Source organism: Banduia mediterranea (genome assembly GCF_031846245.1).
GTDB classification, from domain to species: Bacteria; Pseudomonadota; Gammaproteobacteria; order Nevskiales; family Nevskiaceae; genus Banduia; species Banduia mediterranea.
The window spans coordinates 130,029-143,398 of the sequence record NZ_JAVRIC010000007.1 but is presented as its reverse complement, the minus strand read 5'-3'; the positions used below and the strand labels follow the sequence as shown (position 1 = coordinate 143,398).

Here is a 13,370-nt window from a genome sequence, read left to right as displayed (position 1 = left end):
CCAGCGCGCCGGCCAGGACATCGGCGGGGGATCAGGTTCCGCCGTCGGGACTGGTCGTGGGGGCCTCTTCCTGCTTTTTCTCATCGCTCTTCTTGGACCGTCCGAACAGCCCCCGCAGCGCATCGGCCGCGCCCCCGCCGAGCTTTTCGTCGATCTTTTCCTTGATCTCGTCCTCGTGCTCCTCAAGTTCTTCCCTGGCACGCGCCTTGGCCTGGTCCTTGAGCACATTTCCGAGATCCAGGGAGAGCTTGGGATCGCTCAAAGGACCCGTGATTCGAACCGGAATGGTCAGACCGCTGAGCTCGTCGAGTTCCTTGCCGCCCTGCCCCTTGCTGGTGGCGGCGATCGTGGGTTTGGCCAGAAAGTCGATCTGCTCGCGCACCAGGTCCACATTGCCTTCGCCACCGAGGCGAAACAACGGATTCTTGAGGTCCAGCGCGGTGGATTGGTACACGCCATCGACGATGTTGCCGCTGGCGGTCAGCGCGGCAAAATCGGTCTGCTGCGGTTCGCTGACCGCCAGCTGTTCGCCATTGAGCGCCGCCTTGGCCTTGCGGATCGCCTGCCCGACGTTGAAGCCCTTGATGGCGCCGTTGGCGAGATTCAGGGCGACGTTGCCATCGAGTCCGCGGCGTAGGTCTCCCACGGTGCGTCCGGTGGTGTCGAGTTTGAATGCCACATCACCGGTGCCGCTGAGCGTGTCCTTGCCGGAGAAGTCCTTGAGCAGCGTACCGACCGCTATCGAGGACAGTTTCGTGTCGGTCGAATAACTGGGTTGCGTGCCGGGCGAAATCCGCGTCGAGGTGCTGACCGTGCCGTCGTAGAGCTTGGCATCGAGATTCACGGTCTTGGTCTTGTTCTTCGGCGCGCTGAGCTTGAGGCTCACATCCTTCAGGCTCATGCCGCTGAGCTTGAGCGTTCCGATATCCAGGGTGCCTTCGGCATTGAACTGCTCCAGCAGCTCCACCGGAATCTCGATGCTGTCGATGTCGGCCGCGGCGCCATCTTCGTCGCCCTGCGGCGCTTCGCCTTCTGGTGTGGGCGGCGGCAGGTAGCGATCCACGTCGATGGTGTCGATCTTGAGTGCGAAGTTCAGTGCCTGTGTAGCGAAGTCCTTGAGCGTGGCGCGGCCGCTGATGATGGTGTCGTCGAGCACCAGCTTGATGTCCGGCAGCGCCGCGGACTTGAGGTTGCTGGTGAAGCGGGCATCCAGCGCAGCCTTCTCCAGCACGCTGTTGTCGCGCGGTTCCGGAATCTCGATCTTCAGCGTGTCCAGCAGTTGGCGCGGCGAGAAGGTGGCCGCCGACAGCGTGCCGGAAATCTCGGGCGAATCGCCGGCCATGTCGTTGCCCTCGGCTGCCAGCTTGAGCGTGATGCCTGCGGTCTGAAGCTGACTGTCGCCGACCGTCAGGTGCCCGTCCTTGGATTCATAGGCGGCGTTGCCGGTGAACTCGAGTTGCTGCTCACCGCCGGGGATCGCCTCGCCTCTGGCGATCACGTTGAGCGTGAGCTTGTCGATGGCGTAGCGCTGCATTTCGAGGTCGGTGTTGATCAGGCCGACCAGATCGACCTTCGCATTCATCGCCGGCGCCTTGGAGTCGAACACGAAATTCAGATTGAGGTTGACCGGTTCATCGAGACGCAGCTCACCGGTTTCCAGGTTGATGCTCTCGATTGCATAGCGGGTCTTGGCCTGGCGGTCGTCGAATACCACCGAAGCCTCGTGAATCTCGATGCTGCCGACACCGACGTTGCTCAGGTCGAAACCACCCGTCTGTTCGGTCGGGGGCTGCGGCCTCGGTTCGGGAGGCGATTCGGCATCCTCCCCCAGCTTTTCGACCAGGTCTTCCCAGTTGCCGACGCCCTGTTCATTGCGCGCCAGCTTGAGCCCCATGCCGTTGAGTTCCACGGTACCGATCTGAATCTGTTTGTCGAACAGCAGCGGCAGCAGCTTCACCGAGGCTTCGACGCTGTCGATGCGCGCGAACGGCTCGTCGCCGAATCCCTGCGCGTTGCCGAACGTGGTCTGGCCGAGCTTCACGCCCAACCAGGGAAATACGCTGAGCTTGATTTCGCCGCCGATCTTGAGTTCGCGCCCGGTCTTTTCCTGGGTGATTCGCTCGATGTCATCGCGATAGTCGTTGGGATCGAACATCAGCGAGATGCCGACGGCGAGGACGATCAGCAGCGCGATGATGGCGCCGACAATCCAGAGTGCGATCTTGAACGGCTTGGACATATCCGGATACGACCTGTGGGGGCAGGGGGCGATAGTCTACCCAAGCTACCGGATTGCGCCGACGAAAAGTCTGAACGGCGGCCGGCCGGCCGGAAATTCAAGGCCGCGCTGCGGTGCCGCAGCGTCTAGGTCGCCTTGAGTTCCTGGGTGTCGATGAGCTCGTCACCGTCCAGGGTTTCGAGGCGTACGGTGAATCCCCAAAGTCGGGCGATGTGCTTGAGCACTTCGCCGCCGTTGTGCGCCTCCAGCGGGCGGCCCCGATAGCGGCGGTGTTGCAGGGTCAGCGCGCGATCGCCGTTGTAGTCGTAGCGCACGATCTGGATATCCGGAACTTGCACGTCGCGGTTGTACTGCGCCGCCAGCAACTGGCGCAGGCGACGGTAGCCCTGCTCATTGTGGATCGCATCCACCGTCAGAAAGCCGTCCTGCTGGAAGTCGTCGATCGCGAAGAAGTGAAACTCGCGCATCAACTTCGGAGACAGGTACTGCGTGATGAACGATTCGTCCTTGTAATTGCGCATCGCAAAGTCCAGCGTCTGCCGCCAGTCGCTGCCGGCGATGTCCGGGAACCACTCGCGATCCTCGTCCGTTGGGTTTTCGCAGATGCGGCGGATGTCCGTGAACATCGCGAAGCCCAGCGCGTACGGGTTCAAGCCGCCGTAGCCGTGCTGGTCGTACCCGCGCTGGGTGATGACGTTGGTATGCGAACTCAGCCATTCGAGCATGAACCCGGCGTCCACGCGGCCACGGTCGTACAGCCGGTTGAGCAGGGTGTAGTGCCAGAACGTGGCCCAGCCCTCGTTCATGACCTTGGTCAGGCCCTGCGGATAGAAGTACTGCGACAGCTTGCGCACGATGCGCACCAGTTCGCGCTGCCAGGAGGCGAGTTTGGGTGCATGCTTCTCGATGAAGTACAGCAGGTTTTCCTGCGGTTCCGGCGGGAAGTGCCCATTACGCGCAGCGTCGGCATCGAGTTCCTTGTCGCGTGCTGGCAGGGTGCGCCAGATTTCGTCGAACTGCTGCCATTCGAACTCTTCGCGCTGCAACTGGCGGATACGCTGCTCTTCCTCGGACAGCGGCGCCGGCCGACGGTAGCGATCAACGCCGTGGTGCATCAGCGCGTGGCAGGAGTCCAGGGTGTCCTCAACGGCGGTGAAACCGTAGCGCTCCTCGCACTGCATGACGTAGCGGCGCGCGAACACCATGTAGTCGATGATCGCGTCGGCATCGGTCCATTGCCGGAACAGGTAGTTGCCCTTGAAGAAGGAGTTGTGGCCATAGCAGGCATGCGCGATCACCAGTGCCTGCATCGGCATGCTGTTCTCCTCCATCAGATAGCTGATGCAGGGATTGGAGTTGATCACGATCTCGTAGGCGAGCCCGCTCATGCCCTTGCGGTAGGACTGTTCGTTCCTGATGAACTCCTTGCCGTAGCTCCAGTGCGGGTAGCTGATCGGCAGACCGAGCGAGGCGTAGGCGTCCAGCATCTGCTCGGAGGCGATCACCTCGATCTGGTTCGGGTAGCAGTCCAGACCGAACTCGTTGACGGCGATGTCGCGGATTTCCTCGTCGTACTGCTGCAGCAGCTCGAAGGTCCATTCGGCGCCGCTGGAGATCGGTTCCCTGAGGGTTTCGGCGCTCATGCGGCCTCCTTGCGGAACAGTTCGCGCAGCACCGGGTAGACCTCGTGGCGCCCGGTGACCGTGGCCATCGCCATGTGGCTGGCTTCGATGCGACGGTAGGCGTGTGACAGCGGTGACAGGCGGTTGGTGTTGTCCGGCACCTCGACATACGCGAAGTAGCGTACGGCCGGCAGGATCAGATCTTCCAGCCAGGCCCGGCTCTTCTCCGGGTCTGCGCCGAAAGCATCGCCGTCCGAGACCTGTGCACCGTAGATGTTCCACTGATCGGCGGGATAGCGCTCGACCATGATCTCCTGCATCAGCCGCAGCGCCGACAGCACCACGGTGCCACCACTGCCGGTGTCGTGGAAGAAGCGGTCCTCGTCGACTTCCTCGGCGTCTTCGGTGTGGCGAATGAACACCAGATCGACCTTTTCGTACTTGCGCGTCAGAAACAGGTACAGCAGCGTGTAGAAGCGCTTGGCGAGGTCCTTCTTGTCTTCGGTCATCGAGGCCGAGACGTCCATCAGGCAGAACATCACGGCGCGGTTGATCGGCTGCGGTTCCTTGACGCGATTGCGATAGCGCAGGTCCAGTTCGTCGATGAACGGCACCATGCGCTTGCGCCGTTCCAGTGCCTCGATCTGCTCGGCCGGTGCGCCGGCCTCGGTCAGCGCGGCGATCTGGCGTTCGATCGGCTTCTTCAACGCGATGCGACGTGCCATCGCGTTCTGCAGCGAGCGCACCACCGACAGATTGGTCGGAACCCCGCGCGGGGTGTAGCCGGCCCGCCGCCATTTGAACTGCCGGATATCGCCGAGCATGGTGCGCACCATCGCCGGCAGCTCCAGATCGTCGAAGAACAGGTCCATGAACTCGTCGCGCGACAGCGTGAACTCGAAGCTGTCCTGGCTTTGCTCGCCGTCGCCTTCGCCGGATCCGCTGCCACCGCCGCCGCCTTCCCCTTCGGGTCGCTTGATGCGGTCTCCGGTCTGGAACTGGTGATTGCCGGGGTGCACGATCTCGCGGTCACCCCCCTGGCCATGCTGGAAGCTCGGCTCGGAAATGTCGCGTGCCGGGATGCTGACCTCGCCGCCCTGCTCCATGTCGGTGATCGAGCGGCGGCCGGCGAGGTCGGCGACGGACTTGCGAATCTGTTCCTTGTAGCGGCGTATGAATCGCTGCCGGTTGACGGCGCTCTTGTTGCGGTCGTTGAGCCGGCGGTCGATGATCATCAAAGTCGCGCTCCTTGCCGTTCGGGCAGGCAGGCTTGTCGGTTTGAAGGCTCTAGGATGACTTGCGAACGCGCAGGTACCATTCGGACAGCAGGCGCACCTGCTTTTCGGTGTAGCCCTTGTCCACCATGCGGCTGACGAAATTGTTGTGCTTCTGCTGGTCTTCCGCCGAGGCCTTGGCGTTGAAGGAAATCACCGGCAACAGTTCCTCGGTGGACGAGAACATCTTCTTCTCGATCACGTCACGCAGCTTCTCGTAGCTGGTCCAGCGCGGGTTCTTGCCGCCGGCCGCGGCGCGCGCGCGCAGCACGAAGTTCACGATCTCGTTGCGGAAATCCTTGGGGTTGGCGATGCCGGCCGGTTTCTCGATCTTCTCCAGTTCGCCGTTGAGTGAGCTGCGATCGAACTGCTCTCCGGTCTCGGGGTCGCGAAAGTCCTCGTTCTGAATCCAGTAGTCGGCGAAGGTGACGTAGCGGTCGAAGATGTTCTGACCGTATTCCGAATACGATTCCAGATAGGCGGTCTGGATTTCCTTGCCGATGAACTCGGCGTAGCGCGGCGCCAGCCAGCCCTTGATGAATTCCAGATAGCGGCGCTGGGTTTCCTCGGGCAGCTGTTCGCGCAGGATGCGCTGTTCCAGCACGTACATCAGGTGCACCGGATTGGCGGCGACCTCGACCTGGTCGTAGTTGAAGACCGAGGACAGCACCTTGAAGGCGAAACGCGTGGACACGCCGTTCATGCCCTCGTCGACACCGGCGTAGTCACGATATTCCTGGAACGACTTGGCGCCGGGATCGGTGTCCTTGAGCGATTCGCCGTCGTAGACGCGCATCTTCGAGTAGATCGCCGAGTTCTCGGGTTCCTTGAGGCGGGTCAGCACCGAGAACTGCGCCATCATCTCCAGCGTGCCGGGCGCGCAGGGCGCCTTCGACAGCGTGCTGCCCTGCAGCAGCTTGTTGTAGATCTTGACCTCCTCGGACGCCTGCAGGCAGTACGGCACCTTGACGATGTAGACGCGGTCGAGGAAGGCCTCGTTGTTCTTGTTGTTGCGGAAGGCCTGCCATTCGGATTCGTTCGAATGCGCCATGATGGTGCCGTTGAACGGGATCGCGGAAAAGCCCTCGGTACCCTTGTAATTGCCCTCCTGCGTGGCCGTGAGCAGGGGGTGCAGCATCTTGATCGGCGCCTTGAACATTTCGACGAATTCGAGCAAGCCCTGGTTGGCGAGGCACAGCCCGCCTGAATAGGAGTAGGCGTCGGGGTCATCCTGACCGAAGAATTCGAGCTTGCGGATGTCGACCTTGCCGACCAGCGAGGAAATGTCCTGATTGTTCTCGTCGCCCGGTTCGGTCTTGGTGATCGCCACCTGCTTGAGCACCGACGGCTGCACGCGCACCACCTTGAAGCGCGTCAGGTCGCCTTCATACTCGGCGAGGCGCTTGATCGCCCAGGGCGAGGCGATGCCGCTGAGGGCGCGGCGCGGAATGCCGAATTCCTTCTCCAGCATCTCGCCGTCGCGCCCCGGCAGGAACAGGCCCAGCGGCGATTCGTTGATCGGCGAGCCCTTGAGTGCGTAGATCGGGTAGGACTCCATCAGCACCTTGAGGCGCTCGGCGATCGAGGACTTGCCGCCGCCCACCGGCCCCAGCAGATACAGCACCTGCTTGCGTTCCTCCAGGCCCTGAGCGGCATGGCGGAAGTAGGCGACGATCTGCTGGATCACGTCTTCCATGCCGTAGAACTCGCGGAAGGCGGGATAGCGGCGGATGACGCGGTTGGAGAAAATCCGGGACAGTCGCGGATCGTTGCGGGTATCGACGAATTCCGGTTCGCCGATCGCTGCGAGCATGCGCTCCGCAGGCGATGCATAGGCAAGGGGGTCTTCCTTGCACAGCATCAGGTATTCCTGAAGCGACATTTCCTCGTCACGTGCCTTGAGGAAGTTGTCGCGGAATTTCTCGAAGATTTCCATCAGCCGTTACCTCGTCATTGACAGACAGGGCCTGTTCAGGCCCATCAGTCCCGACGAAGTCCGGTGAGACTGCCCGCAACTCGTCGGGGATCCGACAGCTTTCAGGCAAACCCGTGCAAGAATCGATGCACGTCTGTACGTACCGCTCGAAAAAGTTTGCCCGAATTGACCTTTCGCAATCGTCGAAAGAAAGAGCGTGGGCTGCAGCCACCTGCAATCTCACTGTACCGCGAAGTGCAGGCTTGTGGGGCGCCGTCGAAGGCAATCCGATGTGCGGTAGGGCTGCACCGAAACGCTGCATCGGATCGCAGCCCTTGGACTTCGGGTAACGCACAAAGTTGCCGTGCGATGACGCCGTTTTCGTGTAGTCCGCTACTGACACGAATCGCCCGCAAAGACCTACGCGGCAGCCGACCGACGGTCGTTCAGTCCAGGTGCAGGCGCAACCAGCTGCCAATCAGCTCGATCTCTTCCAGACAGACCTGATGCTCCATTGGGTAGTCCTGCCACTGTACGGAGTAGCCCATGGCACGCAGCGCATCGCGGCTGTCCTCGCCCAGCTTGGCGGGCAGGACCGGATCGCGTGTGCCGTGACACATCAGGATCGGCAGCTCGCGATTGGCGGCGCTGGCTTCGGAGGCGAGCCGCCCGGCCAGCGGCAGATAGGTGGACAGGGCGAGCAGACCGCCCAGTCGCAGCGGATGGCGCAGCGCCGTGTGCAGCGCAATCGCACCGCCCTGCGAGAAGCCGGCCAGGATGATCCGCTCGGCAGTGATTCCGGCCTCGATCTGCGCCTGGATCAAGCCATCGACCCGCGCCGCCGAGGCGCGCACGCCAGCTTCGTCCTGCGGTCCGTTGCGATCCAGGCTCAGGATGTCGTACCAGCCGCGCATCGGCATGCCGCCATTGAGCGTGATCGGCCGCATCGGCGCATTCGGGAATACGTAGCGGGGCGGTCTGGGCAATGCCAGCGCTTCGGCTACCGGCACGAAATCGAAGCCATCGGCGCCCAGACCGTGCAGCCAGATGATGGCGGCGTCCGGAGCGGCGTCCGGTTCGGCATGGATGCACTCGTCGGTCTGGCGGATTTTCAGGTTCGGACTCATCGCAGGGGTCGCAGGGTCGGTTGTGGGCAAGGACACGGGTAGAATGCCGCATTGCGATTGGTGATGAGCCCCGAAGATACCCGACACCCGCCTGCGAAGACCGATGTTCAAGCGATTGCCTGCCCTGTTGTGCCTGCCGATGCTCGCCGCGCTGTACGCCTGCGGTCAGACCGGCAGCCTCTACCTGCCCGACCAGAAGTCCGATCTGGTCGGCATCCCGGAAGACTCCAGGGCGGCCGCCCAGGCCGCACCGATCGCCGAGCCGGCCGACCAGAATGACGGCGAGGACGAATTGGAGGCGACGCCCGGTGACGCGAGCCTGCAGGCCGATCCCAGTGGCACCGTATCCGCACCATCCGATCCAGACCCTGACCCAGCCGGCAAGGAATAAGCCTGTGGATCATTTCGAATACCGCGACGGCACGCTGTGCGCCGAGGACGTCAGCCTGAGCGAGATTGCGCGTGTCCACGGCACGCCCACGTTCGTCTACTCCCGCGCCACCCTGAGCCGGCATTTTCAGGCCTTCGATCAGGCGCTGACGGGAATGCCGCACCTGGTCTGCTATGCCGTCAAGGCCAATTCCAATCTGGCCGTGCTGCAGATACTGGAACGGCTCGATGCCGGTTTCGACATCGTTTCCGGTGGCGAACTGGATCGCGTCATGCGAGCCGGGGCGCCGGCGCGGCGCATCGTGTTTTCGGGTGTCGGCAAGACCGAAACCGAGATGCGCCAGGCGCTGACGGTCGGCATCCGCTGTTTCAACGTGGAATCCGAAGCGGAGCTGGAGCGGCTCAACCGCGTGGCGGTGGCGATGAACAAGCGCGCGCCGGTGTCGTTCCGTGTCAATCCGGACGTCGATCCCAGGACCCATCCCTATATTTCCACCGGACTCAAGGAGAACAAGTTCGGTGTGGACATCGCCACCGCCGAGCGGCTCTACCGGGAGGCCAGCGAGATGCCGGGTATCACGGTGGTCGGCATCGGTTGTCATATCGGCTCGCAGCTGCTCGATCTTTCCCCGTTTATGGATGCGCTGGACCGTCTGCTGGCCTTGGTCGAGCGCCTCAAGGCGCAGGGCATCACGCTGCGTCATATCGACGTGGGAGGCGGTCTCGGTGTGCGCTATCGCGACGAGAACCCGCCGGACCCGGCTGCGCTGGTCGCCGCGATCCGGCCCAAGCTGGAAGCCACCGGCCTGGAAGTGATGATGGAGCCGGGCCGCGCCATCGCCGGCAACGCCGGCGTGCTGCTGACGCGTGTGGAATACCTCAAGCCCGCCGGCGACAAGCATTTCTGCATCGTCGACGCAGCGATGAACGATCTGATCCGGCCGGCGCTCTACGACGCCTGGCAGGCGATCGTGCCGGTGCGTCAGCGCAGCGACCTGGAAACGCGAACCTATGATGTGGTCGGCCCGGTCTGCGAATCCGGAGACTGGCTGGGACATGACCGCGAACTGGCGGTATCGCCCGGCGATCTGCTGGCGGTGCGCACGGCCGGCGCCTACGGCTTCACCATGGCCTCCAACTACAACAGTCGGCCGCGTGCGGCCGAGATCGTGGTCGACGGAACCGCGGTTCATCTGGTGCGCGCCCGCGAGTCCTATGACGATCTGGTGCGCGGAGAGGCGATGCTGCCCTTGTGAGCGAGCCCGCCACCAAACCGCTGATCCTGATCGACGGATCGAACTGGTTGTATCGTGCGTTTCACGCGCTGCCGCCGCTCGCCAACGCGCAAGGGCAGCCGACCGGCGCGATCTACGGCCTCGGCAACATGCTGCGCCGCTTGTACAAGGACTATTCGCCGCGGCGCATCGCCGTGGTGTTCGATCCGCGCGGCAAGACCTTCCGGCATGAGATATACGCCGAGTACAAGGCCACGCGGGACGCGACGCCCGAAGATCTGAGCATTCAGTTTCCGGCGATTCGCGAATTGCTCGAGGCGATGGCGATGCCGGTCCTGCAGATCGACGGGATCGAAGCCGACGACGTGATCGGAACCCTGGCGATGAAGGCGGTGGCGGCTGGCGAGGAGGTGGTGATCGTCACCGGCGACAAGGATCTGGCGCAGCTGGTATCGCCACAGATCAAGCTGCTGGACACCATGAAGAACCGCAGCTTGGACCGCGAAGCGGTGATCGAGCGTTTCGGCGTGCCGCCGGAGTGCATCGTCGATTATCTGGCGCTGGTGGGTGATGCCAGCGACAACATCCCCGGCGTGCCCGGCTGCGGCCCCAAGACCGCGGCCAAATGGCTCAATGAATACGGGTCGCTGGATGCGCTGGTCGCCCATGCCGACGAGATCAAGGGCAAGATCGGCGAGAAACTGCGCGCCGCGCTGAACGTGCTGCCGCTGTCGCGCGATCTGGCGACGATCCGCACCGATATCCCGCTGCCGCTGGAACTGGACGCACTGCAGCCGGGCAAGGCCGACGACGCCAAGCTCGCCGAGTTCTATCAGCGCATGGGATTCACGCGCTGGCTGGAAGAGCTGAGCGACCGCGGCGGCGCGGTGCCCGCGCCGGAACCGGTGGCCAGCGCAGCGGCGCCGGTCGATTACCGCATGGTGGCGACACGCGAGCAGCTCCGCGAACTGTGCGAAGCGCTCGCCAGCGCCGAGCTGATCTGCTTCGACACCGAAACCGATGCCCTTGATGCGATGCGCGCCGGATTGGTCGGGCTGTCGTTCGCGACCAAGCCGGGCGAAGCCTGGTATGTGCCTTTGACGCACGATTATCTTGGCGCGCCGCAGCAGTTGCCGCTCGGTGAGGTCGTCGCTGCAGTCAAGCCGATGCTTGAAGACCCCGGCAAACCCAAGCTGGGCCAGCATCTCAAGTACGACGTCAATGTGCTGGCGCGCTACGGAATCGAGGTCGCCGGGATCGGCTACGACACCATGCTGGAGTCCTATGTGCTCGACGCCGCCAACTGGCGACACGACATGGATTCCATGGCCCAGCAGCACCTTGGCCACAAGACGATTTCATTCACCGACGTCGCCGGCAAGGGCAAGGGCCAGCTCAGGTTCAATCAGGTGGCGCTCGACAAGGCCACCGAATACGCGGCCGAGGATGCGGACATCACCCTGCGGCTGCATCAGGCCTTGTATCCGCAGCTTCGGAAGATCGGATCGCTGCCTTCGGTGTTTCATGACATCGAGATGCCGCTGGTGCCGGTGCTGGCGCGGATGGAGCGTGCCGGCGTCAAGATCGACACTGCCTTGCTGGCCCGCATCAGCGCCGAGTTCGGCGACCGCATGAGCGAATTGCAGGCACAGGCCTGGAAGGCCGCAGGCACCGAGTTCAATCTGGGTTCGCCGGCGCAGCTGCAGACCATTCTCTACGACAAGCTGCAATTGCCGGTGTTGGGGCGCACCCCCAAGGGACAGCCCTCCACTGCTGAGGACGTGCTCGATCAGCTCGCGAACGAGCACGAACTGCCGCGATTGATCCTCGAATGGCGCGGAATGTCGAAGCTGCGCGGCACCTATACCGATGCCTTGCCGAAGCAGATCAATCCGGTCACCGGGCGCATTCACACCTCCTACCATCAGGCGGTGGCGGCGACCGGGCGTTTGTCCTCGTCCGATCCCAATCTGCAGAACATCCCGATCCGCAACCTGGAAGGGCGGCGCATCCGCCAGGCCTTCATCGCCGAGGACGGCCAACGCCTGCTCTCGATCGACTACTCGCAGATCGAACTGCGGCTGATGGCGCACCTGTCCGAAGATGAACGCCTGCGCGACGCCTTCCGCAAAGGCCAGGATGTGCACCGGGCGACCGCCGCCGAAGTGTTCGGCCTGGCGCTGGATGCCGTGGAGCCGGACCAGCGCCGCGCCGCCAAGGCGATCAACTTCGGTTTGATCTACGGCATGTCCGCCTTTGGGCTGGCGCGCCAGCTCGGCATCGCGCGTGCTGACGCGCAGCGCTACATCGACACCTTCTTTGCGCGCTATCCCGGCGTGAAACGCTACATGGATGAGTCCCGCGCCCAGGCCAGGGAACAAGGCTATGTCGAGACCCTGTTCGGTCGACGCCTGTATCTTCCCAATATCCGCTCCCGCAACCAGGGACTGCGTCAGTACGCCGAGCGCACCGCGATCAACGCGCCGCTGCAGGGTACTGCGGCCGACTTGATCAAATTGACGATGATCGATATCGACCGCTGGCTGAGTGCCGAGCGGGTTCCGCTGAGCATGATCATGCAAGTGCACGACGAACTGGTGTTCGAAGGGCCGGCCGCCGCGATTGCCGCGCATGCGGAAGGCGTCGCCCAGCGCATGTGTCGGGTGCACGCCCTGACTGTTCCGCTGGTGGCCGATTGGGGCACGGGGTTCAACTGGGACCAAGCGCACGAGGCGCAAGGTCACGCCAGCAGCCTCGACGATCCGGAATAATCTCCGCAGGATTTATTCGAAATCGTTCTGGACGGTGTACGGGAACCAAACGTCGGGGGGCAGGGTCTGATCCCTTGAGCGTTGCTCTCTTGGCGCTTTTTCCGCTTCCACTCCCTGGGCGGAAAACCGGCACCCCAAGCCGGACACATCGCCCGATGGCTGACCCCGAGCCATCGGGCGTTTTCTTTTTCGGATCGATTGCGCTGGCGTTGAAATAAATCAAGCTTTTGATCTTTTTGAAATCAGGGATTTGCGAACGATCTTCGGGCGCGCGCAATTTTTACGGAACAAAACTCGGAACAGCGCGGTCGGATATTGCGAGTGTTCACTCCCTGGCACTCATCCGCCCCCACTCCCTGGGCGGACCCGGCATCCCCCCAAGCCGGAACTCTTGCCCGACGGCCCTCCCCCGAGCCGTTGGGCATTTTTTTGTCGGCGGGCCGGGCGAGATCAGCATCGTTCCGGGTTTCCGGTCGATCTCCTCAGCTTCCGGTCGTTCCGGACCAGCCGCAGGCTGGGCCCCGAATCCATGCAGCGCTCGGTCGTCGGCCGCGGAGTGACGGTCGACTTTACTGCACCGCTCCGGCACCGGGTCGAAATTTATTTTCGAATGCCGGAACTTTCCTGGAACACCCTGGTCTGATTCTGCGAACGACATCTCGTGTCGTTCTTCCGCCTCCCTCCCTGGGCGGAAACTCCGGTTTCCCCAAGCCGGTCCAGTGCCTGCGGTCTTCCCCCGGACCGTGGGCACTCTTTTTGCCTGCGTTTCTGTCGAGTTTCGTCGCGGTCGCGGATGA

At 63.1% G+C, this 13,370-nt stretch carries 8 protein-coding genes; 3 read left to right on the top strand and 5 right to left on the bottom strand.

Translation table 11 applies throughout. The annotated features are described in order from the left end of the window. Positions 1–31: 31 nt before the first annotated feature. The 5 genes from RM530_RS07200 to RM530_RS07180 all read right to left on the bottom strand — a co-directional run bounded on the left by RM530_RS07200 (position 32) and on the right by RM530_RS07180 (position 8,177). Complete coding sequence (locus tag RM530_RS07200) at positions 32–2,239, bottom strand: AsmA family protein (RefSeq protein WP_311364544.1); 2,208 nt, start codon at positions 2,237–2,239, stop codon at positions 32–34. Between the two features lie 125 nt (positions 2,240–2,364). Next, positions 2,365–3,882 carry a SpoVR family protein gene (locus RM530_RS07195; protein WP_311364543.1) on the bottom strand — a complete coding sequence of 506 codons (1,518 nt, stop codon included), beginning with the start codon at positions 3,880–3,882 and terminating at the stop codon, positions 2,365–2,367. Continuing rightward, entirely contained in the window at positions 3,879–5,096 is a 1,218-nt protein-coding gene (locus RM530_RS07190) for a YeaH/YhbH family protein (RefSeq protein WP_311364542.1), read from the bottom strand. Before RM530_RS07190 ends, RM530_RS07195 begins: the two co-directional genes overlap by 4 nt. A gap of 52 nt (positions 5,097–5,148) precedes the next feature. Beyond that, positions 5,149–7,071 (bottom strand): PrkA family serine protein kinase, encoded by a 1,923-nt coding sequence (locus RM530_RS07185; protein WP_311364541.1) that lies wholly within the window; start codon positions 7,069–7,071, stop codon positions 5,149–5,151. A 425-nt stretch (positions 7,072–7,496) separates the two neighbouring features. Then, a complete protein-coding gene (locus RM530_RS07180; protein ID WP_311364540.1) occupies positions 7,497–8,177 on the bottom strand; it encodes an alpha/beta hydrolase in 681 nt (226 codons plus the stop codon). A 103-nt stretch (positions 8,178–8,280) separates the two neighbouring features. On the opposite strand from RM530_RS07180, the gene lptM reads away from it, so the two are divergent. The 3 genes from lptM to polA are packed head-to-tail and all read left to right on the top strand — an operon-like array spanning position 8,281 to position 12,573. Further along, positions 8,281–8,568: an LPS translocon maturation chaperone LptM gene (lptM, locus tag RM530_RS07175; RefSeq protein ID WP_311364539.1), complete on the top strand. Its 288-nt coding sequence runs from the start codon at positions 8,281–8,283 to the stop codon at positions 8,566–8,568. Between the two features lie 4 nt (positions 8,569–8,572). Beyond that, a complete protein-coding gene (lysA, locus tag RM530_RS07170; protein WP_311364538.1) occupies positions 8,573–9,823 on the top strand; it encodes a diaminopimelate decarboxylase in 1,251 nt (416 codons plus the stop codon). Beyond that, a complete protein-coding gene (polA, locus tag RM530_RS07165) occupies positions 9,820–12,573 on the top strand; it encodes a DNA polymerase I (protein ID WP_311364537.1) in 2,754 nt (917 codons plus the stop codon). Before lysA ends, polA begins: the two co-directional genes overlap by 4 nt. Positions 12,574–13,370: the final 797 nt, after the last annotated feature.

What these genes read in the sequence shown, in the direction of transcription:
- RM530_RS07200 (WP_311364544.1), bottom strand. Translation starts at nt 2,239, where the DNA reads ATGTCCAAGCCGTTCAAGATCGCACTCTGGATTGTCGGCGCCATCATC.
- RM530_RS07195 (WP_311364543.1), bottom strand. Translation starts at nt 3,882, where the DNA reads ATGAGCGCCGAAACCCTCAGGGAACCGATCTCCAGCGGCGCCGAATGG.
- RM530_RS07190 (WP_311364542.1), bottom strand. Translation starts at nt 5,096, where the DNA reads ATGATCATCGACCGCCGGCTCAACGACCGCAACAAGAGCGCCGTCAAC.
- RM530_RS07185 (WP_311364541.1), bottom strand. Translation starts at nt 7,071, where the DNA reads ATGGAAATCTTCGAGAAATTCCGCGACAACTTCCTCAAGGCACGTGAC.
- RM530_RS07180 (WP_311364540.1), bottom strand. Translation starts at nt 8,177, where the DNA reads ATGAGTCCGAACCTGAAAATCCGCCAGACCGACGAGTGCATCCATGCC.
- lptM (WP_311364539.1), top strand. Translation starts at nt 8,281, where the DNA reads ATGTTCAAGCGATTGCCTGCCCTGTTGTGCCTGCCGATGCTCGCCGCG.